Annotated in this window: 20 protein-coding genes, 3 tRNA genes and 1 riboswitch; of the genes, 10 read left to right on the top strand and 13 right to left on the bottom strand. The window is 62.4% G+C overall.

Annotated elements, in window-relative coordinates:
* Positions 1-144 precede the first annotated feature (144 nt).
* The 5 genes from EPN59_RS18005 to EPN59_RS17985 all read left to right on the top strand — a co-directional run bounded on the left by EPN59_RS18005 (position 145) and on the right by EPN59_RS17985 (position 5,128).
* Entirely contained in the window at positions 145-1,080 is a 936-nt protein-coding gene (locus tag EPN59_RS18005; protein WP_293033113.1) for a YicC/YloC family endoribonuclease, read from the top strand.
* Positions 1,081-1,094: 14 nt separating this feature from the next.
* Positions 1,095-1,787: a guanylate kinase gene (gene gmk / locus EPN59_RS18000; RefSeq protein ID WP_293033115.1), complete on the top strand. Its 693-nt coding sequence runs from the start codon at positions 1,095-1,097 to the stop codon at positions 1,785-1,787.
* Between the two features lie 40 nt (positions 1,788-1,827).
* Positions 1,828-2,031 (top strand): DNA-directed RNA polymerase subunit omega, encoded by a 204-nt coding sequence (rpoZ, locus tag EPN59_RS17995; protein ID WP_293033117.1) that lies wholly within the window; start codon positions 1,828-1,830, stop codon positions 2,029-2,031.
* 89 nt (positions 2,032-2,120) lie between these two features.
* A complete protein-coding gene (locus EPN59_RS17990; RefSeq protein WP_293033119.1) occupies positions 2,121-4,487 on the top strand; it encodes a bifunctional (p)ppGpp synthetase/guanosine-3',5'-bis(diphosphate) 3'-pyrophosphohydrolase in 2,367 nt (788 codons plus the stop codon).
* Positions 4,488-4,639: 152 nt separating this feature from the next.
* Positions 4,640-5,128 carry a phage protein NinX family protein gene (locus tag EPN59_RS17985; RefSeq protein ID WP_293033121.1) on the top strand — a complete coding sequence of 163 codons (489 nt, stop codon included), beginning with the start codon at positions 4,640-4,642 and terminating at the stop codon, positions 5,126-5,128.
* A 91-nt stretch (positions 5,129-5,219) separates the two neighbouring features.
* On the opposite strand, the gene EPN59_RS17980 is transcribed toward EPN59_RS17985, so the two are convergent.
* Positions 5,220-5,296 (bottom strand) — tRNA-Arg (locus EPN59_RS17980).
* Between the two features lie 80 nt (positions 5,297-5,376).
* Positions 5,377-5,453 (bottom strand) — tRNA-Arg (locus tag EPN59_RS17975).
* Between the two features lie 117 nt (positions 5,454-5,570).
* Here EPN59_RS17975 and greB point away from each other — a divergent pair.
* Positions 5,571-6,134 carry a transcription elongation factor GreB gene (gene greB / locus EPN59_RS17970; RefSeq protein WP_293033123.1) on the top strand — a complete coding sequence of 188 codons (564 nt, stop codon included), beginning with the start codon at positions 5,571-5,573 and terminating at the stop codon, positions 6,132-6,134.
* 92 nt (positions 6,135-6,226) lie between these two features.
* On the opposite strand, the gene EPN59_RS17965 is transcribed toward greB, so the two are convergent.
* Together EPN59_RS17965 and EPN59_RS17960 are read right to left on the bottom strand one after the other, a co-directional pair.
* Positions 6,227-7,417, bottom strand: a complete 1,191-nt coding sequence (locus EPN59_RS17965; protein WP_293033125.1) for a porin — start codon at positions 7,415-7,417, stop codon at positions 6,227-6,229.
* A 582-nt stretch (positions 7,418-7,999) separates the two neighbouring features.
* On the bottom strand, positions 8,000-8,209 hold the full coding sequence (locus EPN59_RS17960; protein WP_293033127.1) for a hypothetical protein: 210 nt from the start codon (positions 8,207-8,209) through the stop codon (positions 8,000-8,002).
* 413 nt (positions 8,210-8,622) lie between these two features.
* Between EPN59_RS17960 and EPN59_RS17955 the strand changes: the two genes are divergently transcribed.
* Entirely contained in the window at positions 8,623-8,826 is a 204-nt protein-coding gene (locus EPN59_RS17955) for a cold-shock protein (protein ID WP_293041260.1), read from the top strand.
* 277 nt (positions 8,827-9,103) lie between these two features.
* Positions 9,104-10,261, top strand: a complete 1,158-nt coding sequence (locus EPN59_RS17950) for an exonuclease domain-containing protein (protein WP_293041261.1) — start codon at positions 9,104-9,106, stop codon at positions 10,259-10,261.
* Between the two features lie 29 nt (positions 10,262-10,290).
* Here the strand turns inward: EPN59_RS17950 and EPN59_RS17945 are convergent, their stop codons facing one another.
* From EPN59_RS17945 to EPN59_RS17930, 4 genes are all read right to left on the bottom strand, one after another.
* The gene (locus EPN59_RS17945) at positions 10,291-10,881 is read right to left on the bottom strand and encodes a chorismate mutase (RefSeq protein WP_293041262.1); all 591 of its coding nucleotides are present in this window, start codon (positions 10,879-10,881) and stop codon (positions 10,291-10,293) included.
* 209 nt (positions 10,882-11,090) lie between these two features.
* A complete protein-coding gene (locus EPN59_RS17940; RefSeq protein WP_293041263.1) occupies positions 11,091-11,240 on the bottom strand; it encodes a hypothetical protein in 150 nt (49 codons plus the stop codon).
* A 738-nt stretch (positions 11,241-11,978) separates the two neighbouring features.
* A tRNA-Thr gene (locus EPN59_RS17935) sits at positions 11,979-12,054 on the bottom strand.
* A 61-nt stretch (positions 12,055-12,115) separates the two neighbouring features.
* A complete protein-coding gene (locus EPN59_RS17930; RefSeq protein ID WP_293041264.1) occupies positions 12,116-13,132 on the bottom strand; it encodes a class 1 fructose-bisphosphatase in 1,017 nt (338 codons plus the stop codon).
* A gap of 319 nt (positions 13,133-13,451) precedes the next feature.
* Here EPN59_RS17930 and EPN59_RS17925 point away from each other — a divergent pair, with 319 nt between their 5' ends.
* Positions 13,452-13,748 (top strand): hypothetical protein, encoded by a 297-nt coding sequence (locus EPN59_RS17925; RefSeq protein ID WP_293041266.1) that lies wholly within the window; start codon positions 13,452-13,454, stop codon positions 13,746-13,748.
* A 122-nt stretch (positions 13,749-13,870) separates the two neighbouring features.
* Here the strand turns inward: EPN59_RS17925 and pepN are convergent, their stop codons facing one another.
* The gene (gene pepN / locus EPN59_RS17920; RefSeq protein ID WP_293041267.1) at positions 13,871-16,573 is read right to left on the bottom strand and encodes an aminopeptidase N; all 2,703 of its coding nucleotides are present in this window, start codon (positions 16,571-16,573) and stop codon (positions 13,871-13,873) included.
* Between the two features lie 252 nt (positions 16,574-16,825).
* Between pepN and EPN59_RS17915 the strand changes: the two genes are divergently transcribed.
* Complete coding sequence (locus tag EPN59_RS17915) at positions 16,826-17,503, top strand: DUF4136 domain-containing protein (RefSeq protein ID WP_293038487.1); 678 nt, start codon at positions 16,826-16,828, stop codon at positions 17,501-17,503.
* Between the two features lie 84 nt (positions 17,504-17,587).
* On the opposite strand, the gene EPN59_RS17910 is transcribed toward EPN59_RS17915, so the two are convergent.
* The 4 genes from EPN59_RS17910 to EPN59_RS17895 form a co-directional block, all read right to left on the bottom strand.
* The gene (locus EPN59_RS17910; protein WP_293038490.1) at positions 17,588-18,160 is read right to left on the bottom strand and encodes a TMEM165/GDT1 family protein; all 573 of its coding nucleotides are present in this window, start codon (positions 18,158-18,160) and stop codon (positions 17,588-17,590) included.
* Between the two features lie 54 nt (positions 18,161-18,214).
* Positions 18,215-18,397, bottom strand: a riboswitch (yybP-ykoY riboswitch).
* 199 nt (positions 18,398-18,596) lie between these two features.
* Complete coding sequence (locus EPN59_RS17905; protein ID WP_293038493.1) at positions 18,597-19,289, bottom strand: cysteine hydrolase; 693 nt, start codon at positions 19,287-19,289, stop codon at positions 18,597-18,599.
* A gap of 273 nt (positions 19,290-19,562) precedes the next feature.
* A complete protein-coding gene (gene guaD, locus EPN59_RS17900; protein WP_293038496.1) occupies positions 19,563-20,882 on the bottom strand; it encodes a guanine deaminase in 1,320 nt (439 codons plus the stop codon).
* Positions 20,883-20,978: 96 nt separating this feature from the next.
* Positions 20,979-22,022, bottom strand: coding sequence for an adenosine deaminase (locus tag EPN59_RS17895; RefSeq protein WP_293046542.1), 1,044 nt, complete (start codon positions 22,020-22,022; stop codon positions 20,979-20,981).
* Positions 22,023-22,045 lie beyond the last annotated feature (23 nt).

Here is a 22,045-nt window from a genome sequence, read left to right as displayed (position 1 = left end):
GCCGCCCCGGATGTCGGTGCAGCCAAAAATGGGATAATGCGCTTTCTCCGCCCCGCGTCATCTCCAACACGCCGGGCGCCTCGATCCCTCCGCCGTGTCCCGTGCGTCGACGCGCGACGGCACGGCTTTATCGCGAGACGAACCATGATTTACAGCATGACCGGCTATGCCAGCGCCACGCGCGAGCTTGCGGCTGCCTCGGGCACTGGCGGCGCGAGCGTGTCCGTCGAATTGCGCACGGTGAATTCGCGTTTTCTCGACCTGAATTTCCGCATGCCCGAAGACGTGCGCGTCTGCGAGCCGACGCTGCGCGAAATGCTGATGACGAAGCTCTCGCGCGGCAAGGTCGATATCCGCATCAACGTGCAGCGCAGCGAGCAGGGTGCGAATGCGGGCGCGCTGAACCGCGATGCGCTCGATCAGCTCGCCGCGCTCGAACGCGCCGTGCTCGAAGCGTTCCCGGAATCGGGCCATCTGCGCACCGGCGAAATCCTGCGCTGGCCCGGCGTGCTGGCCGAAAGCGGCATCGCACCCGAAGTCCTGCGCGACGCGGTGCTCGGCTGCGGCAAGCAGGCCATCGCGGACCTCATCGACGTGCGCGCGCGCGAAGGCGCGCAGCTGGCCGCCATGCTGCTCGCGAACGTCGCCGAAATGGAAGCGATTGTTGCGAAGATCACGCCGCTCGTGCCCGAGCTGATCGTGAAGCATCAGCAGAAGATCGTCGAGCGGCTGCAGGAGGCGCTCGGCATCGCGGCGCCCGAAGCGAGCGGCAACGGCACGATCGGCGGCGTTTCGCGCGAAGAAATCGCCGAGCGCATCCGCCAGGAAGTGACGATGTACGGCATTCGCATCGACATCGCCGAAGAACTGTCGCGTCTCACGGCGCACCTGAACGAAACGCGTCACGTGATCGAGAAGGGCGGCAAGGTCGGCAAGCGTCTCGACTTCATGATGCAGGAGCTCAACCGCGAAGCGAATACGCTCGGCTCGAAGGCGGCGGCGAAGGAACTCGCCGATGCGTCGATGACGCTCAAGCTCCTCATCGAACAGATGCGCGAGCAGGTTCAGAATCTCGAATGAAGGAAGCAACGAACATGACTGGTCAAAGCAGCGAAACGCAACAGCGCAATCCGTACGTGGGCGTTTATCCGGGCAACCTCTTCATGGTGGTGGCCCCGTCCGGCGCGGGCAAGTCGACGCTCGTGAACGCGCTGCTCGCCGAGGACAGTGCGATTTGTCTTTCGATTTCGTACACGACGCGCGCGCCGCGCTCGAAGGAGCGCGACGGCGAGCATTATCACTTCACGAACGTGGCCGATTTTCTCAAGCGTCACGGCGAAGGCGAGTTTCTCGAAAGCGCCGAAGTGCACGGCAATTACTATGCGACGTCGCGCGTGTGGATCGAAGATCAGATGAAGATCGGCCATGACGTGCTGCTCGAAATCGACTGGCAAGGCGCGCAGCAAGTGAAGAAGCAGTTTCGCAACGCGGTGGAGATTTTCATCCTGCCGCCGTCGCTCGATGTGCTCGCGGATCGTCTGCGAAAGCGCGGCGAAGACGAGCCGAACGTCATCACGCGGCGCCTGCTCGCAGCGGGCAGCGAGATGGCGCATGCGAGCGAGGCGGAGTACGTCGTGATCAACGAAAACTTCGACCGCGCGCTGCAGGATCTGCGCAATGTCGTTAAGGCAACGCGTCTGCGTTTCGCGTCGCAATACGCGCGGCATACGGCGCTCTTCGTGGAGCTCGGTATCCACCAGCCGCAGCCCGGAGCATCGGGCACATAAGGTAGAATAAGAACCTGCTGAGAATGAGAAGGAAACCGACATGGCCCGCATCACCGTCGAAGACTGTCTGAAACAGATCCCGAACCGCTTCGAACTGGCACTTGCCGCGACGTATCGCGCCCGCCAGCTCGCCCAAGGTCACACGCCGAAGATCGAGAGCCGCGACAAGCCCACGGTCGCTGCGCTGCGCGAGATCGCGGCTGGCCAGGTCGGCCTGGAAATGCTGAAAAAGGTACCTGTCTAACGGCGCCTCGCACGCTTTCCCGTTTGGCTAGTCAGTAGTTCCGCGCGCAGTTGCTTTAACGTCAACGCCAACCTGATACGGAGGGGAACATGAGCACCACACCCTCGCCGGCCACGGAAGTGGACCAGGAAGCCGAGACCGCGAGCCCTGCGCGCAATTACATCGACGCAGTTCTCGAACAGTCGTTCCGCCATCTGTTCGGACCGACTGCCACACCGGAGCAGCCCCGCAAGCACGGGGTCGTCTCCATCGCCAATCTGACCGCCGCGCTCTCCGGTTACCTCACACCCGAGGAAATCAAGGAAGTCAAAGCGGCGTTCCACTTCAGCGACGAAGCCCACCTCGGGCAATATCGTCAGAGCGGCGAGCCCTACATCACGCATCCTGTCGCCGTCGCGGAAATCTGCGCGGGGTGGAAGCTCGACGCCCAGTCGATCATGGCCGCGCTGCTGCACGACGTGATCGAGGACCAGGGCGTGACCAAGGCCGAGATCGCCGAGCGCTTCGGCCCGAAGGTCGCGGAACTGGTCGACGGGTTGTCGAAACTCGACAAGATGGAGTTCCGCAATCGCGAAGAGGCGCAGGCGGAGAACTTCCGCAAGATGCTGCTCGCGATGGCGCGCGACGTGCGCGTGATTCTCGTGAAGCTTGCGGACCGGCTCCACAACATGCGCACGCTCGGTGCGGTGCCGCCCGAGAAGCGCCGCCGCGTCGCGCGCGAAACGCTCGACATCTATGCGCCGATTGCACACCGGCTCGGCCTGAACAATACCTATCGCGAACTGCAGGACCTGAGCTTCGCGAACTTCAACCCGCACCGCTACGCCACGCTCGAAAAGGCGGTCAAGGCGGCGCGCGGCAATCGCCGCGAGGTGGTCGGGAAGATCCTCGAATCGGTGCAGCGCGCCATTGCCGAGGCGAAGATCAACGCCGAAGTCACGGGCCGCGAGAAAACCATCTTCAGCATCTACAAGAAGATGCGCGACAAGCAACTGTCGTTTTCGCAGGTGCTCGACGTTTACGGTTTTCGCGTCGTGGTCGAATCGGCGCTCGAATGCTATACCTGCATCGGTGCGCTTCATGCGCTCTACAAGCCTGTGCCGGGCAAGTTCAAGGACTACATCGCCATTCCGAAGGTGAACGGCTATCAGTCGCTGCATACCACGCTGGTCGGCCCGTTCGGCGCGCCGATCGAGTTCCAGGTGCGCACGCGCAAGATGCACGAGATCGCCGAAGCGGGCGTGGCGGCGCACTGGCTCTACAAGAATGGCGGCGCCGATCTCAACGACGTACAGAAGCGCGCGCACCAGTGGCTCAAGTCGCTGCTCGACATCCAGAGCGAGGCGGGCGATTCGAGCGAGTTCCTCGAGCACGTCAAGATCGACCTGTTCCCTGACGCGGTCTACGTCTTCACGCCGAAGTCGAAGATCATGGCGCTGCCGCGCGGCGCGACGGCGCTCGACTTCGCTTATTCGATCCACAGCGACCTCGGTAACCAGTGCGTCGCCGTGAAGATCAACAACGAGCTTCTGCCGCTGCGCACCGAACTGAAGAGCGGTGACATCGTCGAGGTGATCACTGCGCCGTACTCCAAACCGAATCCGGCGTGGCTCGGCTTCGTGCGCACCGGCAAGGCGCGTTCGGCGATTCGTCACTACCTCAAGACGATGCGCCTGACCGAGTCGGTGCAGCTTGGCGAGCGGCTCGTCGATCAGGCGCTCAAGGGCTACGGCTACCAGCTTTCGGACGTCACGCCGGAGGTCTGGGACAAGCTCGTGCTGTGGACCGGCAACAAGAATCGCCAGGAAATCTTCGCGGACATCGGCCTCGGCCGTCGTGTGGCAGCGGTGATGGCCAAGCGCATCGAAGTGCTGATGAGCGGGCAGGACGCGGACGACGACGAGCACCAGAATCCGCCGCGCGAGCAGAATGCGCCGCATGCGCCGCCTGTGGTCATCACGGGCACCGAAGGCATGTCGGTGCAGCTATCGGCGTGCTGCCGTCCGATTCCGGGCGACGACATCATGGGCTACATCGGCATCGGGCTCGGCATGGCAATCCATACGACCGACTGCCGCGTCGCGCAGCGCATTCACCGTCGCGACCCGGGGCGCTGGATCGACGTGGCCTGGGCGCCGCAGCCGGGGCGTCTGTTCGACGTCGCGGTGAAAGTGCTCGTGAAGAACACCAAAGGCGTATTCGCGCGCGTCGCCGCCGACATCACGTCGGCAGATGCCAACATCGTGCACATCGCGATGGACGACGACCTCGCGCAGGAATCGAACCTCCTGCGCTTCGTGATCCAGGTGAGCGATCGTCTGCACCTCGCGAATGTGATGCGCCGTGTGCGCACGAACCCGGATGTCATGCGTATTTCGCGCGAGCGTTCGAGCGACGAAGGTCACCATCGCCATGACGGCGGCATGCGGATCGAGCGCGAGCGCGCCGACTACTGACACCCGCGCAGCCCGCTGCGGCACGATAGGCGCGTAGAACAGAATCTGTCTGGCCGGACTTTGAACGGCCTCACCGCGCGGGCTGGCTCTGCGGGTCGAGCATCGAGCCGCCGTCGGTCATCCCGTTCCCGATTCGAGTTGAGGAAGTAGCGATGAATGCAGCTGATCTGACCGGCATGACGCTCGATTACTGGGTCGCGCGCAGTCTCCATGATTTTGTCCGCGAGATCTATTTCACCGACAGCGGCACGAAGGTCGCCGTGCGCGGCAACGAGCGCGGGCGGCCGTGGGACGGCCGCTTCACGCCGTCGACGTCGTGGGAAGCCGCGGGTGTTGTGCTGGAGCGCGCGCAGCGTTTCGAATTACGCGAGCGCCGTGACGGGGGCGAGGCAGTTTGCGTCGCCGAGTTCGAGGGCAGTCACCGGACGGTCGAGGCACAGGGCGAGACGGTGCGTGTCGCGCTACTGCGTGCGTTCGTGAAGAGCCGTTTCGGCGATACGGTGCCTGAGATGCTGCGCCAGCCACAAGCGCTGAACGGCCTGCATGCCGAGCAGGTGAGCGAGCCGAGCGCTGTCGGCGCGGTGGAGGATCTGCCGCACCCGGATGCCCAGATCGGCGATATCGGCACGTCACCGCGCTAACGCTCCGGGCACGCGCTAGCGCGATATCTACGCAAAGGCATGCCAAAAGGACAAAGGGCCTTCCTGACGGATCAGGAAGGCCCTTCGAGGATGGTGCGGCTGGCAGGATTCGAACCCACGACCCCTTGGTTCGTAGCCAAGTACTCTATCCAACTGAGCTACAGCCGCACACTGAAACGGTACTACCTACTGCGGTAAAGCGAAAGCGCCTTCAAAAACCGAGAGCACTTGAAATTGCTTGAAATAGGTGGCGCGGCTGGCAGGATTCGAACCCACGACCCCTTGGTTCGTAGCCAAGTACTCTATCCAACTGAGCTACAGCCGCACGCAGAAGAGGGATTATAGCAGGGCTTCAAGAAAAGGGAAGGGTTTTGGTGCGGGTTGTCTTGCGGTGCGCTTCGTATAACCTCAAGATATGTCGTCCGTACCGCAGTGGCTCATCATGAACAAGGCATTTGTAAAAGAATCGTCCGATGACGACGATGACGATCTCGAAGGCGGTCTGCCCGAGATTCCCCCAGGAGCGAAAAACTACATCACGCCCGCCGGCTACCAGCGCATGCGCAGCGAACTGCTGCATCTGATCGACGAGGAGCGCCCCGAGGTGGTCAGGCTCGTATCGTGGGCCGCCTCGAACGGCGATCGCTCCGAGAACGGCGACTACATTTACGGCAAGCGGCGTCTGCGGGAGATCGACCGGCGTATCCGTTTTCTCACCCGGCGGCTCGATCTGGCCGAGGTGGTGGACAGCAGTCGTCAGGAAAACACCGACCAGGTGTTCTTTGGCGCAACCGTCGAATACGGCACCGAGGACGGCGAAGTGCATACGGTGACGATTGTCGGAATCGATGAGATCGATCTCGATCACGGGCACGTGAGCTGGATTTCACCGGTAGCGCGGGCGCTGCTCAAGGCGAAAATCGGCGATCAGGTGACGCTGCATACACCCGCAGGTGCTGTGCCCATCGACGTGCTCGACGTGCACTATCCGGCACAGGGCGGTTGAGCGGCGTACGTCGCGCGTTTTGCACACAGCAATAGAAAAAGGCGCCGCAACGGGCGCCTTTTTCAGCTGCAATACTGCCAGCAGGGTGCTTCTTAGAAGCGGTGACGCATACCGACCGTCACAGCAACCTGGTTTTGCGTCGTCGATGCCGAGCTCAGGCCGTTCAGGTAAGCGCCGACTTCCGAGTTCGACGAAACGTGCTGCCAGTTGCCTTGCAGGTACACGTCGGTGCGCTTCGACAGCAGGTAGTCCGACTGCAGCGAAACCGTGTTGAAGTTCGGGTTCACGCCGCCACCCAGGTTCGCGCGGGTGTACGTGTATGCGCCTGCCAGGCTCAGGGCCGGGGTCAGAGCGTAGCGGATGTTGCCTTCGAAGTTCTGGAAGCGGGCGCTGTCCCCGCGGAAGGCGATGCCGCCGCTCGTTGCGTTGCCGGTGCCCGATTGCGTACCCGAAATGCCGCCGCCTGCTGCGTCTGACAGGTTCGTCTGCGTGTACACGAAGCCTGCCGTTGCCGGGCCGAACGCGTAGTTCAGGCCAGCGCCGAACGTGCGTTGACGGCCTGCCAGGAACGTCCATTCGCCGGTTTGTGCGCCCGCGCCGCCTGCGCCCGTGAAGCTCCCACCCCGGTTGGCGGCGAACGAGGCCGACGCGATGTCGTTGTTCAGCTGGAGGTAACCCGCAGCAACGTTCAACGGACCGTAGTTATACGTTGCGCCGAAGCTGTACGCACGGTTGTTCGCGAACTGCGAGCTGTTCGAGAACGAGTACGTGCCGCCGAACTTGAAACCCGAGTAGTTGATGCTCGAGTACTTGATCGTGTTGTTGAAACGGATCGAGTTGTTCAGGTTGTCGTTGTCGAACGGGTGTGCAGCGAGCGTGCCGCCGTATTGCGAGCCGGTGTTCGACAGCGGTGCCAGGTAGTCAACGACGCTGTCGTACTGGCGGCCGAGGGTCACGGCGCCGAACTGGTCGCTTGCGAGGCCGACGAATGCCTGACGGCCGAACATGCGGCTCGACTGGCCGAACGTGCCGTTGGCGATGTTGAAGCCGTTCTCCAACGTGAAGATCGCCTTCAGGCCGCCGCCGAGGTCTTCAGCACCGCGCAGGCCCCAACGGCTGCCGTTGACCACGCCGCTCTTTTCTTGCCAGGCGCTGTGGCCGCCCTGGTTGTTCGTGTACGTGATGCCGGCGTCGATCAGACCGTACAGCGTCACGCTGCTTTGTGCGTGCGCAGCCGTTGCAAAAACGCCCGCAAGGGCAGCGACCATGAGAGTCTTTTTCATCTTTGTAAACTCCGAGAACAGTATGGGTTTCGGGGAACCCAGGCTTGTGGAAACCGCCCACGCGAGTGGTATCGACAGCTGATACTGCGTGGGTATTAGTCCGCCGAAATCGGTTTCCGGACAGGCAGAGTGTAGAGAGGGGGCTTTGAAACCTGTGATTTCGATTCACGCAATAAAATATTGCGCTATACGAAATTATCCGGCGGATCGTGGTGAGCCTTTGCTGGCAAAGGCTTTGGGGGCCATCGGCCCCGAGTGGGGGCAGGATGTCAACCGCGTGGCGTTGTGTGATTGCTACACCGATTGCTGCACCAAATGATGCGGAAGAAAGACTGCAAATGGGCGTCGGAATCGATTATTGCGACCTATGTAACAGATGGTCGTGTTCTCTATGCTTAATACGCAATGCAGGCAGCGTCTACACTGTCAACGCTGCTTTTCGAAGCAGACTTTTTCGTTGACGAAAAAGATCTCCAAACCGTTGTTGCGCGGCCCAAAGCCGCGCTTTTTTGGGGGGCGCGCGCGGTTCATCCGCTGCTTTCCAGCCTTCGCTGCTATTTGTACGGGGTTCGGCACAATGACTTACTTGGCGCTCGCTCCGGGCGGCTGCGATTCGTCTTGCGCAGTCCAGTCCTCCATCACGTAATGGCGTGCGTCCATAGGGGAACAGAGCAGGTTGTGCCAGTGGTCGCCGTGCCACGAACCGTAAGTGTCGAGTTCGCCTGGCTCGTGAGGCGTAACGTCGTCGGTTTGCACTAGCCACTTCAACCAGCGATGCAGGCTCGTCAGCATGATGCTCTCCTGATACGCGCTAACTCTATTCATACTGGTTTGAATATTTTGCTTTAACAACCGGGAAAAACACTTACGTTTGACACCAATTGTTACACACAGGGAATTCTTTCCACTGAAGAATTATTTGAAGATGGGTTGGGTAAAAATGACGGAAATCGGCGCAGGTCTTCTTTGATGCGTATTTTTTGCATCAATATTGATGCGCGCTGGCTTTATTCGGGGATCGGAAGATCGTTTATAAAAAATTCGCTTGACTGGTGATTGATCTTCAATTTATAACGGCAAGGCTGATTTTCCTGCTGTGCTCAATATCCTGGCGGCGCGCTGCGATTGCGGTGGGGTAGGGGTCGGTTGGCTTACGGCGCGAGGATTAATTCCTGCGTCATCAAAATTTCGAGGGAAACGGAAACATGGAAACCGGTATCGTCAAATGGTTCAATGATGCAAAGGGTTTTGGCTTTATTACGTCTGACGCTGGCGGCGACGATCTGTTCGCACACTTTTCTGAGATTCGCGCCGACGGCTTCAAGTCGCTGAAGGAAAATCAACGCGTCACGTTCGACGTCAAGATTGGCCCGAAGGGCAAGCAGGCGGCGAACATCCAGCCGCTGTAATTGCCTGTGGCGTAAAGTCGCCTTGCGTCTGTAGTATGAAGAAAGCCCTGGTAAATCCAGGGCTTTTATTTTATTGATGCCTTGTTTGGATGCGTTAAATATCGTCGTAATAATCGGTTGAATAGTTTGCTTTTACGCAATCGGGTAAACGCCGGACCTCAATGCGCGGATCGTCTTGCAAATGAATCCATGCCGCGCCGCTCAGGTAAACCAGGCAATCTGCGCATGAACAGGGCATACTTCGCCTGTTTCCTCTATTCAGTCTTGCTGTTTCACCATGTTCGACACTCATTTGAGCCCCGACGCGGCGCAAGCCGACGTTCCCATCGTTTTCGTGGACCTCGAGACGACGGGCGGCTCCGCCAGCGAGCACCGGATCACCGAAGTGGGCGTCGTCGAGGTGGCGGCAGGCCAGGTGGCGCGCTGGAGCACGCTGGTCGATCCCCGGCAGGCGATCCCGCCGTTCATTCAGCAGCTCACCGGCATCACCAATGAGATGGTGCGGGGCGCGCCCACCTTCGACGAAATTGCGCCTGCGCTTTTCCAGCGCCTCGCGGGCAAGCTGTTCATCGCCCACAACGCGGCATTCGATCGGGGTTTTCTGCGCGTGGAGTTCGAACGCGCCGGCTACTCGTTCAACCCCGATGTGCTGTGTACGGTGCGTCTTTCGCGGGCGCTCTTTCCGGGTGAAAAGCGGCATGGTCTTGATGCGCTCGTTGAACGGCACGCGCTCGTGCCGTCGGACCGCCACCGCGCGCTCGCCGATGCCGACCTGATCTGGCAATTCTGGCAGCAACTCCCGGCGCTTGTGCCCGTGGCGACGCTGGAAACGCAGATCGAGCGGCTGACGCGCCGTCATCGCCTCGCCGGCGACATCACCGACGAACTGATCGATACCGCTCCGGCTGGCCACGGCGTCTACGCCTTTTATGGCGAAAACGATGCGCCGCTCTACGTGGGGCGCAGCGTGCGTGTGCGTCAGCGCATCCGTGCGCATTTGTCGGGCGAGCGGCGCTCGTCGCGTGAGCAGCGTCTGGCGCAGCAGGTTCGCCGGGTCGAGTGGCGCGCGACGGGCGGCGAGATTGGTGCACTGCTTGTCGAGGCCCAATGGATCGCCGCTCTTCGGCCCGTCTTCAACCGTTTGCCGCGTGTGGCGAAGCACGATCCGCAATCGGCGCCCTGGCCGTTCGAGGGCGCGGTGCTGGTGGAGGAGCGTGATGCGGCGGACGGTTCTGCCGTCTTGCATCTGATAGACCGGTGGTGCTATCTGGGCGCAGCGGCCAGTATGGGTGAGGCGGTCGCGCTCGCGCGAGAAGCGGGCGAGTCGCCGTTCGAAATCTCGACGTGGCGCATTTTGCAGAGTCGTCTCGAACGCGGTTTGCGCGTGCAACCGCTGGCGGCATGTGGAACGGACGGTGCCGCGACGGTTGCCTGACCGGTTCGTTTGTCGGGTGCGCGTGACGGCTATGCCGTTGCGCCCACGCCGCCCGCCGTGCAGACGTGTTCGAGCGCCTGACTCATCGCCTCGGTGCGAGCCGAGTCATAGCGCGTCAATTGCTTCCAGTTCGCGATCGATCGCGCCACGCGCGCCGGGCAGTCGGCCGATGCGCGCAACGGCTGCACGCGCGCAAGCGCACCAACCAGCTGTCCGGTGAGCCGGTCGAGCTGCGGGCGGGTCACGGTCGCGAGATCGGGCGCCTCACCGCTCGGGCCTTGCGACGTGCGCCACGTTTCGAACAGGTTCTTCTGCATCTGCGTACTGGCATCGATCTGATCGCGGAAGAACGTGCGCGCGAAAGCGGGATCGACGCCCGCCGCCGACGCGCGCTTCTGCACATCGTCGAGTAGCGCGGCTTCGCGCGGCGCGTCGGTGATCGGCTTGTGATGCTCCCACTTCCAGTGTGCGATGGGCTCCGCCAAAGACAGGCGTTGCGACACGAGTGCAATCAGGTTGGTCAATGCGGTGTCGTCGCCGTCTGCGCGGGCGCTGGAAAGGGGGAGTGCGAACAGCAATGCGGCGGCGCAGCACGCGCTCGCGCGAATGATGACATTCATATTGGAGATAAAGCGGGCAGTCCCGGAGCGCAAAAGCGAAGAATAGCCGGAATTGGCGCGGATGCGGCGAATCGCGCGATGGATCGGGGTGCAACGCCAGGATTGTGCGCCCGGTCAGGCGCGTACAGGCGGGTGGCTGAGTGAATCACGCGCAGCGGGCGGCGCGAGCCTCGCGCCTCGTCACCCCGCCGACGTGTGTGGGATCGCCGTTATTGCTGGTCGTGTGCCTTGCGTTGCTCGTCGAGAAACGCCCGCACGTGTGCGGGCAATTCATCGCCGAGGAACTCGACGGCCACCGGTTCCGGGTCCGGGCTGCATACTTGGTCCGGGGCCGGGATGCGGGGCGGTTTGGCGTCCATGATCTTTCTCCTGTATGAGTCGATTATCTGACTCGGCACTTCAATCGCGCTAGCCGTCATCACCGTAACAGTGCTTTTCGTGCGCGCGTGTTGCTTTCACCGCACAACGACACATTGGAATAGGAGTCCGGGAATATAATCGCCAAGTTCCATTCCATTCCATTCCTGCAAACGCGCGGGAGCATTCCTTCGTCGTTCTGACGATCCCTTCGCGAACCCTCCACACGAGGGGCTCCGCACCGTTCGTCACCCATTCCAGCCTGTCTGCAGCCTCTCCGCCGCCGGACGCGCCTCGACGCAAGGGCTGCGTTGTATGCGTAGCGTCGATGCCCTGTTATTGCTCCGCTGTTGCTGTATTGCTGCGCCTGTCGGCTCAACGGATGATTATTCGTTGGCGTTGACGCTAAAAGCATTAATTCCGTCTTTAAAAACTTCAAAAAATCGTAGGCGCTCGCCCAGTTGATTTATTGGGCGACGTAAAAGTCAATCCATACGATTTATTGTGCGGTGCGCATAAGCGCGTGCGATGGCGAAGCGGATCGTTCGCACCGCTTGCTGATTTTCTGCCGCAGTCCGCCGTTTACATTTCGGCAGACTACGGCGCAGGCGTGCGCCGTAGTCTCGGCATGGTTCGCTGGCGGTGTAGGCTGGCGGTGCAGCCTCGTTGTGTAGCACTGGTAGTGCAGCCAGAAAGCAAAAAGCCCAGTCGCGAGGACTGGGCTTTTGCCTGAAACCTGTTGGTGCCGGAAAGAGGAATCGAACCCCCGACCTTCGCATTACGAATGCGCTGCTCTACCGTCTGAGCTATTCCGGCATCAGAGAAAGAAGATTATAGGAAGAATTTCGCAGATGTGCAAGCCTTCTCCCTGCCTTTTCTATTTTTGGGCTTCGTGGTGATAGCGCGTCACGCGCTCGACTTCGTTCTTCGAGCCGAGGAACACCGCCACGCGCTCGTGCAGCCCCTTCGGCTTGATGTCGAGAATGCGCTCGTTGCCGTTGGTCGCCGCGCCGCCCGCCTGCTCGACGATGAACGCCATCGGGTTCGCTTCGTACATGAGACGCAGCTTGCCGGGCCGCGACGGATCGCGACGGTCGGCCGGATACATGAAGACGCCGCCGCGGTTCAGGATGCGGTGCACGTCGGCGACCATCGAGGCGATCCAGCGCATATTGAAGTTCTCGCCGCGCGGACCCTCCTTGCCTGCGTTCAGCTCGCCGATGTACTTCTGCACCGGTTCGTACCAGTGGCGCGCGTTCGACGCGTTGATCGCGTACTCGCGCGTCTCTTCGGGGATGCGCATGTTGCTCTGCGTGAGCACCCACGAACCCAGTTCGCGATCGAGCGTGAAGCAGTTCACGCCGTGGCCGGTCGTGAGCACGAACACGGTCTGCGGGCCGTACACGGCGTAGCCTGCGGCGACCTGCTGCGTGCCCTGCTGCAGGAACGACTCTTCGCTGGCCTGCTGGCCGTCCGGGCAGCGCAGCACCGAGAAAATCGTGCCGATCGACACATTGACGTCGATGTTCGACGAGCCGTCGAGCGGGTCGAACACCAGCAGGTATTCGCCCTTCGGGTAGTTGGCCGGAATCGGGAAGAACGTTTCCATTTCCTCCGACGCCATCGCGGCGAGGTTGCCGCCCCATTCGTTGGCGTCGAGCAGGATTTCGTTCGACAGGATGTCGAGGTTCTTCTGCACTTCGCCCTGGACGTTCTCGCTGCCGGCGGTGCCGAGCGCATCGCCGAGTGCGCCCTTGCTGACGTTGTAGCTGATCGCCTTGCATGCGCGCGCAACGACTTCGATCAACAGACGCAGATCGGCAGGCAGGTTGTGATTTTCGCGCTGCTGCTCGATCAGGTACTTCGTGAGGGTGGTTCGACGTTGCAAAGCCATGGAGAGTCTCCGGATACGCTAGGGAATAGCCCGATTCTACCCGCTCGGCCCCACCGGGCCTGACAGTGGCGGACGGAAAAATAAGGTTCAGCGCGGATTTCCGGGAAACGAGGCAACGGCTGGCCGGAGCGGATGCGCAGATCGTCGATGTTCTGGTTCGCTGACAGCGTGCCCTTACAGCGCGACCTATACTTCAGGAAATGCTTCAGGAAATCGGTCCCTTTATGAGCGCACTGGCCACGGTGACTGCCCGGTTCGTGGTCAAGCAGGCGGCGATCGGCTGCGTCGATATTTCAGCCCAATCAAGGAGATACGAGCTATGGACAAGGCATTCAGTACGTTAATCGCGGCCGCCGCAGCACTCGCATTTTCGGGCGGCGCTTACGCACAGAGCAACAACACGCTGGCGACCCCGACCACCGTCTCGCCGGCCGCCGCCCATGCAACGAGCGGCTACGGCGCGCCTGGCGCTACCAATACGGATAGCGGCATGGGCGGGTTGCCGAACTCGGTTTCGCAGACGGGCATGAGCAGCAACCCGGCGCCCAGCATGCCCGCTTACGGGGTCAACAACACGCTGGCGACTCCGAGCACCGCGTCGCCCGCCGGTAAATAAGAGCGATCCTCGCGCGTGTCGTAACGGACGATTATTTTTGCCGCCCGTCGCAAGAAAGGCCGCTGTCCCCCAGGGACAGCGGCCTTTCTCTTGCTTGCCTCGGCTTCAGCCGCGTCGCCGCGTCAGGCCAGCGCCTTCTCGACGATCTCGCGCACGTCGCGCGACTTCGCTTCTGCCGCAACTTTCTCCAGCGCCGCGCGCATCGGCTCGCGCAGTGCGGGCGTGAAGCGGCGCCACAGTTCGAGATTGCGCGCGAGACGCGCCGCGACCTGCGGGTTGAACGCGTCGAGCGCCAGCACCTGCTCGGCCCAGAACGCGTAGCCCGAGCCGTCGGCGGCGTGGAATTGCGCCGGATTCGACGCGCAGAAGCTGAAGATCAGCGAGCGCGCGCGGTTCGGGTTCTTCAGGTTGAACGCCGGATGCTTCATCAGCGCGCGCACGGTTTCGATCACCGGATGCTGTGCGCTGCCGCGCTGCGCGGCCTGCAGGGCGAACCATTTGTCGATGACGAGCGGCTCGCGCTCGAAGCGCGTGTAGAAGTCTTCCAGTGCATGCCGCGCGACGTCGCGGCCCGTGCCCGCCGCTGCGTTCAGCAGCGCCTGGAGCGCCGCCGCGCGGTCGGTCATGTTGTCGGCCGCATCGTATTGCGCAGTGGCGAGGCGCACGGCATCGGCCGGGTCGTCCAGTTCCGCAAGATACGACAGCGCGAGATTCTTCAGCGCACGGCGGCTCGCAGCCTCGGGCGTCGGTTCGTAGGCGCCCGGCGTGAGGTGCTTGTCGTAGCTCGTGAGCCAGTCGGCCTTGAGCGCCGCGCCGAGGCGCTTGCGCACGAACAGGCGCGCGGCGTGCACGGCGGCCGGATTCGATTCGGCCATCTGCTCGGCGAGATAGGTTTCCGACGGCAGCATCAGCGCGAGTTCGCGAAACGACGGCGAAAGCGTTTCGTCGTTGAGCACGCGGCGGAAGGCGTCGACGAGCGCGTCGTCGACTTCGAGCGGCTCCGAGCGCGCCGCGCGCGCGGCGAGCGCGAGCAGTTCGCGTGTCGCGAGGCGCTGTCCCGCTTCCCAGCGGTTGAACGGATCGCTGTCGTGGGCGAGCAGGAATGCCAGTTCAGTGCTGCTGTAGTCGTACTCGACGATCACGGGCGCCGAGAAATTGCGCAGCAACGAAGGCAGCGGCTTCACGGGTACGTCGACGAAGGTGAAGGTTTGCTGCGCCTCGGTGAATTCGAGCACGCGCGTCGTGCCGCTCACGGCGCTTTCGTCTTCGAGACGCAGCGGCAGGTCCGCGCCGTCCGGCCCGATCAGGCCGATCGCGAACGGAATCAGCAGCGGTCCCTTCTGCGTTTCGCGCGCCGCGGGCGAACTGTTGGCGTAATCCTGCGCGAGCGTCACGCTGTAGCGCCTGTGCGCTTCGTCGTAGTGCGTCGTGACCGTCACGCGCGGCGTGCCCGCCTGGCTGTACCAGCGCTCGTATTGCGCGAGGTCGCGGCCATTGGCGTCGGCCATCGCCGCGAGGAAGTCGTCGCAGGCGACGGCCTGGCCGTCGTGGCGCTGGAAGTACAGGTCCATGCCCTTGCGAAAGCCGTCGCGGCCAAACAGCGTCTGATACATCCGCACGACTTCCGAGCCTTTTTCGTAGACGGTCATCGTGTAGAAGTTGTTGATTTCGACGTAGCTCTCGGGGCGCACCGGATGCGCCATCGGGCCCGCATCCTCCGCGAACTGCACCTGGCGCAGCACGCGCACGTCTTCGATGCGCTTCGTCGCACGCGCGGCGTCGTTTTCGTCGCCGCCCGACATCGCCGCCGAGAACTCCTGGTCGCGAAACACCGTGAGCCCTTCCTTGAGGCTCAACTGGAACCAGTCGCGGCAGGTCACGCGGTTGCCGGTCCAGTTGTGGAAGTACTCATGGCCGACCACGGCTTCGATGTTGGCGAAGTCGGTATCGGTGGCCGTTTCGGGATTGGCCAGCACGTACTTCGTGTTGAAGATGTTGAGCCCTTTGTTCTCCATCGCGCCCATGTTGAAGTCGCTGACCGCGACGATCATGAAGCGGTCGAGATCGAGTTCCAGCCCGAAGCGCTTTTCGTCCCAGCGGATCGAGTGGATCAGCGAATCCATCGCGTGGCGCGTCTTGTCGAGGTCTTGCGGTTCTACCCAGACCTGCAGCAGTTTTTCCTTGCCCGAGCCGCTTTTGAGGCGCTCTTCGAGTGCGACGAGCTTGCCCGCGACCAGTGCGAACAGATAGCTCGGCTTGCGGAACGGGTCTTCCCACTTCGCGTAGTGACGGCCATCGGGCAGCGTGCCTTCGGCGATCAGGTTGCCGTTCGAGAGCAGCACCGGATACGCGGTCTTGTCGGCGCGCAGCGTGACCGTGTAGGTCGCCATCACGTCGGGGCGGTCGAGAAACCAGGTAATGCGGCGAAAGCCCTCGGCTTCGCACTGCGTGAAGAAGTTGCCGCTCGACACATAGAGACCCGACAGCGTCGTGTTGGCGGCAGGGGCACAGGCGCCGGTGAGCACGAGTTCGAATGCGTCAGGCACGTTCTCGAGCGTGAGTCCGTGCTCGTGGGCGCGCACGCGCGCGTACGGTTTGCCGTCGATCTCTGCGCTCACGAATTCCAGTTGCTCGCCCATCAGTTCGAGATCGGCTGTGGAATCGGTGGCGTGTGCAGCGGCAGGATTGCGGCGCACGCGCATCGTGTTCTTGACGATCGTGCGTTCGGGGACGAGGTCGAACTCGAGATCGACGGTGTCGATCAGAAAGGCAGGAGGGGCGTAGTCGGCGCGGCGGATCACGTTGGGCGTGGCGGTATCGGACATGGTCTGGTTGCGGTTTCGTCGAGTGGTGCGGCGCGCGTGGTCCCGCAGCGGGTTCCGGCCGGCAGGCGCCGCAGATCGCCCCATTGTACAAAGGCGCGGACCGGTTGTCCGGCAGCGGGGCCGCAGCGCGAACTTCTTTCCGATCGTGCGGGCAAGTCAGTATGATCGCACTGCTGCGCCTGCAGACCCGGCCTGCAGACGCGGCGCGGCTGTTTTGATCTGGCAGGAAACTGGAATGGGTACGAGAAAACAATGAAGCACCACCGATGGACGCGCCGCGCACTGATGCTGCTGGCGGCGCTCGCCGTGACGCTGTCCGGCTGCACGACTTACGTGACGAGCCAGGTGACGGCGCTCTCCGCGTGGGACGGCGGCAGCGACGCCACGCGCACCTACGCCTTCACGCGCGCTGCGAGTCAGAAGCAGACCATTGAGCAGGCGACTTATGAGGTATTCGTCGCCGATGCTTTGGCCTCGCACGCGTTCCGCCAGGTTTCCGAACCGCAGGCGCGCTATCTGGTGGCGCTCGTTTATGGCAGCCACATGGGTCAGATGATCGTCGAGCAGCCGATGTTCTTCCAGCCGTGGCCGGGACCGTACTGGAGGCGGTTCGGTCCGTGGGCGCCGTGGGGCGCGTTCCCGCCTGCCTATGTGGACCAGATGGTTCCGGTGTATTCGCACATGCTCGGCATCCGCATCACCGACCGCGCGACGGGCGCGGAGCGCTACAACGTGACGGCGCGCACCGAGGGCGACGAGCCTTCGCTCATACGCGTGATGCCGTATCTGGTGCGCAGCGCACTCGCGGATTTTCCGATGGCGAATGGTTCGGTGCGCGACGTCAGGCTGCCGGTCGACAAGAACGCCGGGATGCCGAACGAGGTGAGCGCGCCGGCCCCGGCTTCGGCTGCCGCCGCTACGGCGAAGTAGCGGGCGCACGCGAGCAGCCGCAGCCAGGGGCAGGCCGGTAGAGGCGTGGCAAAAGCAGCCGGCAAAAACCGCGCTTGTCTGGCTTTAAACGCCTACGCCCATCAGCGCGAGCACGCCCAGCACGACGAAGAGAACCGCGGCGATGCCGTGCACGAGCTTTGTCGGCAGCTTGTGGGCAAAGCGGTCGCCGAGCAGGATCGCGGGCACGTTGGCGATCATCATGCCGAGCGTCGTGCCGGCCACCACACCGAAGAAATCGTGAAAGCGTGCCGCGAGAGCGACGGTGGCGATCTGCGTCTTGTCGCCCATCTCGGCGAGGAAAAAGGTCACGACAGTCGCGCCGAACACGCCGAGTTGCGTGCGGTTGACATCGGATTCGCCTTCGCTGAGCTTGTCGGGCACGAGTATCCACAGGCCCATCGCGACGAATGACGCGGCGAGCGCCCAGCGCATCACCGAAGGGGTGACGAGCGCGCCGAGCCACGCGCCGAGCGCTCCGGCGCCCGCGTGGTTGATGAGCGTGGCGGCCAGTACGCCGAGGATGATCGGCACCGGCTTGCGATAGCGTGCGGCGAGGACGAGCGACAGCAACTGGGTCTTGTCGCCGATTTCAGCGAGCGCAACGGCGCCTGCGGAGACGAGAAATGCCTGGTTCACGTTTTGATGGATCCTCGGGCCGGAATGTGTGCGAGCGACGACCCGCGACGCGCCGGGCCCTGTTAGCGGCGCGCGTGGGTCATCGGTCTCGCCAGGCCAGAGGCTGCACCTGCCATGGCTGTTTCGGCCAAGTCTGTTGACAGGTGCCCCCGCGGATCGTGCGCGGATCGCGTCAAACCTGGTTACAGGCTCGTGGCGCGGCACGATGCGGGGCGGCTACTCCCCAATGAGCGGCGGATTATAGCACGCGGTTTGGCGTCAAATTGCATCAATTCGCGTCGAACTGCACCGCTTTGTGCCGCTACGAAACTACGGAGGGTGTTGGCTCGATGACGGCGCGACAAACTACGGCTCACACAAAAAATCAGGGTATTGCGTGTTCGCGCAATACCCTGAGTAACGCAATACGTTTGAAACGTACGTCTAAATAAAACGCTTACGAAAGCCTCTTGACTGCCTCTTCGGTCGTCCACACGGCATTCGCCATGAAGCGGAAGTTCGTTATTGCGGCCTGGTAGCCATCACCGTCCGGAAGAATCGCCGCAGCCGTTGCGTCACGGACGACCGCCACCTCGAATCCCTGCTCCAGCAATTCACGCAGATGCGATTCGACACACAGGTTCGCGGACATGCCCGCCAGAATCACCTGATCGACACGGTGTTTTCTCAACTGCAGGATGAGATCGTTCTGCTGCGGCCCGTAGACCTTGTGCGGCGAAGCAATGATGGTTTTATTGTCGAGGATGTACTGCTTGTACTCAGGCATGAAATCGGCGCCGGAATTCTCGAAGCCATCCACGGAATAAGGACTCGGCCGTTTGAACATGCCCACTTTATGCATGAGCTTTTCAAGCGCGCCTTCGAATTTCCAGTTGTTATCCCACGGGTAGTAGTAGTGCGGCGAGATCGCCACAACAATATTGGCTTTCTTCGCGGCGGCAAACAACTTGCCGAGATTCTCAACGGTATTCAGTTCCGTGACGCTCTCGCCCACTGCGCCCCAGACGACACCCTTCGGACTTAGAAAGTCGACTTGGGGGTCAATGACAACGAGAGCGGTACGCGGCAGAACAAGAGCCATGTCCGAGGGCGGAAGCATCGATGAGGCAGGGGCGGCGTATTTGTCCATTTCTGACGTTCTCCAGAGACCCGGGTTGGGCGGTTGGCAACTTTCTCAAGCGCGACCTTACCACCGGGAAAAAATATCTGTTCTAAAGCAGTCCTATGAAGCACGGCGCACAGTTTCTGTCTTGAATCAGGCGGTAAAAACCTCTGGAGAGCGTCTACGCGGCGGAGATAATTTCTGACAAAAAATGCAGGATCCGTATGGAGGATCCGTCTGCGATTTATCTCTGCATGGCGGCGGCGGTGGCGAAGGGTGGGAAAGGTTTACCGTCCGAGGTCAAACATTCCTTCGCTTCGTGCGCTCGCCGCGCCGATGCACGCGCTTTCCCGCCGCGTAGGTTTCGTACACGGCGCGATCGTCGCCGAGCATGGCGAGCGCGAAGAGCAGTTCTTCGAGCGATTGCGCACGCGCCGTGCGCCGTGCGAGCAGCGGCGTCGCTTGCGGATCGAGCACGACGAAGTCCGCTTCGCTTTGCGGCGCGAGCGTGCCGATCATGTCGCCGAGATCGAGCGCCTCGGCCGCGCCCGCCGTTGCGAGCCAGAACATGCGCGTCGCGCTCAGGTGATGCCCGCCCATGCGCGCGACCTTGTGCGCTTCGTTCATCGTCTGCAGCATCGAAAACGACGTGCCTCCGCCCACGTCCGTCGCGAGCGTCACGAGCATGGCCGATGCGTCGGCGCGATCGAAATCGAACAGGCCGCTGCCGAGGAACAGGTTCGACGTCGGGCAGTGCGCGGCGACCGCGCGCGTTTGCGCCATGCGGCGGCGGTCCTCGTCGTCGAGCCAGATGCAGTGGCCATACACGGCACGCGGTCGCAGCAGCCCGTAATGATCGTAGACGTCGATGTAGCTGCGGCGGTGCGCAAAGAGTTCGCTTACCCAGTTCACCTCCTCGCGACTCTCGGCGGCGTGGCTCTGGATGAAGATGTCCGGATGCGCCTTCGCGAGCGTCGCGCAGGCTTCGAGCTGCGCCTCGGTCGAGGTGGGCGCGAAGCGCGGCGTGAGCGCGTAAAGCTGGCGGCCGCGCTTGTGCCAGCGGCCGATCAGTTCGGCGCTGTCGTCGTAACCCGATTGCGGCGTATCGCGCAGGAACGCGGGGCAGTGACGGTCCATGAGCACCTTGCCCGCGATCATGCGCAGGTTCTTCGCCTCGCTCGCACGGAAGAGCGCGTCGGCGGACTGCTTGTGCACGGTGCAATAGACGAGCGCCGTGGTCGTGCCGTTCGCCAGCAGTTCATCGACGAAAAAGCGCGCCGTATCCTGCGCGAGGGCTTCGTCTTCGAAGCGTCGCTCGGTGGGGAACGTCCACGTTTCGAGCCACGGCAGCAGGCCCGGCGCGGGCGACGCAATCATGTCGGTCTGCGGATAGTGGATATGCGTGTCGATGAAGCCCGGCACGATCAGCTTGTCGCGCAGATCATGGACGCTCGCATCGCCCGCGACGAGCCCGGCGAGTGCCGTCCACGCGCCCGCTGCCGCCACATGGCCGTCTTCGACGATCACGACGCCGTCTTCGTGAAAGACCGCGGCGTCGGGCGATTGCGCAGGATCGCCCGTGAACGTCAGAAGCTTCGCCCGGTAAGCCGATTGAGTCATGGGAACAGCGTCTCCGATCGATGCGGGTAGGGCATGCAGCGGGGCATGCGGTTGGACATGCCCTGCCGCGCCGTGCTCGCCTACGCGCTTATGTGCTTACGCGCTCGCGCCGTGCCAGTAAGCGTCGAGTTTCGCGATCAGCGCGTCGCGTTCCTGCGGCGTCACGAACGACGCCTCGAAGCCATTGCGCAGGATCGCGTACACCTCGTTCTCGTCGAGCTTGAGCGCATCGATGATGGCGGTGTAGTTCTCGTTCACGTAGCCGCCGAAGTAGGCCGGATCGTCGGAATTGACGGTCACCGCGACGCCGCGGTCGAGCAGATCCTTCAGCGTGTGCTTCGTCATGTCGTCGAATACGCACAGCTTGATGTTCGACAGCGGGCAGACCGTGAGCGCCACGCGCGAGTCCGCCAGACGCGTGACGAGCGCCGCATCTTCGATGCTGCGCACGCCGTGATCGACGCGGTCCACCTTGAGCAGATCGAGGGCTTCGTAGATGTACGAGGGCGGGCCTTCCTCGCCTGCGTGCGCAACGAGTTTCAGGCCCCTGGCGCGCGCCCGTTCGAACACGCGCTCGAATTTCGAGGGCGGATGTCCGCGTTCGGACGAATCGAGTCCCACGCCGACGAGGCGCGCATGGCGCTCGAAGAGCGGCAGCGCGGCGTCGAAGGTTGCGAGCGCATCGGCTTCGCTCAGGTGGCGCAGGAAACACAGGATCAGCTTGCTCGTGAGCCCGCGCTTTTCGGCATCGGCCAGCGCGCGGTCGATGCCTGCGACCACCGTTTCGATGGCTACGCCGCGTTCGGTGTGCGTCTGCGGATCGAAGAAAATCTCGGCATGCACGACGTTGTCCGCGAGCGCGCGCTCGCAGTAGGCCATCGTCATGTCGTAGAAGTCGTTTTCCGTGAGCAGCACGCTCGCACCGGCGTAGTAGATGTCGAGGAACGACTGCAGATCGGTGAACGCATACGCCTCGCGCAACGACTCGATCGAGTTGTACGCGAGCTTGACGTTATTGCGCTGCGCGAGCTTGAAGATCAGCTCGGGTTCGAGCGAGCCTTCGATATGGATGTGCAGTTCGGACTTCGGCGCGCGAGCGGCCTTTTCTGTGAGGGAGATTGCCTGGTTTGTGTTTGCCATGATCTGGTCGGTGGGTAAAAGGG

Source organism: Paraburkholderia sp. (assembly GCF_004298475.1).
GTDB lineage: Bacteria > Pseudomonadota > Gammaproteobacteria > Burkholderiales > Burkholderiaceae > Paraburkholderia > Paraburkholderia denitrificans.
Note: the sequence above shows the minus strand (reverse complement) of the source record. Positions and strands in the feature narration are given on the sequence as shown.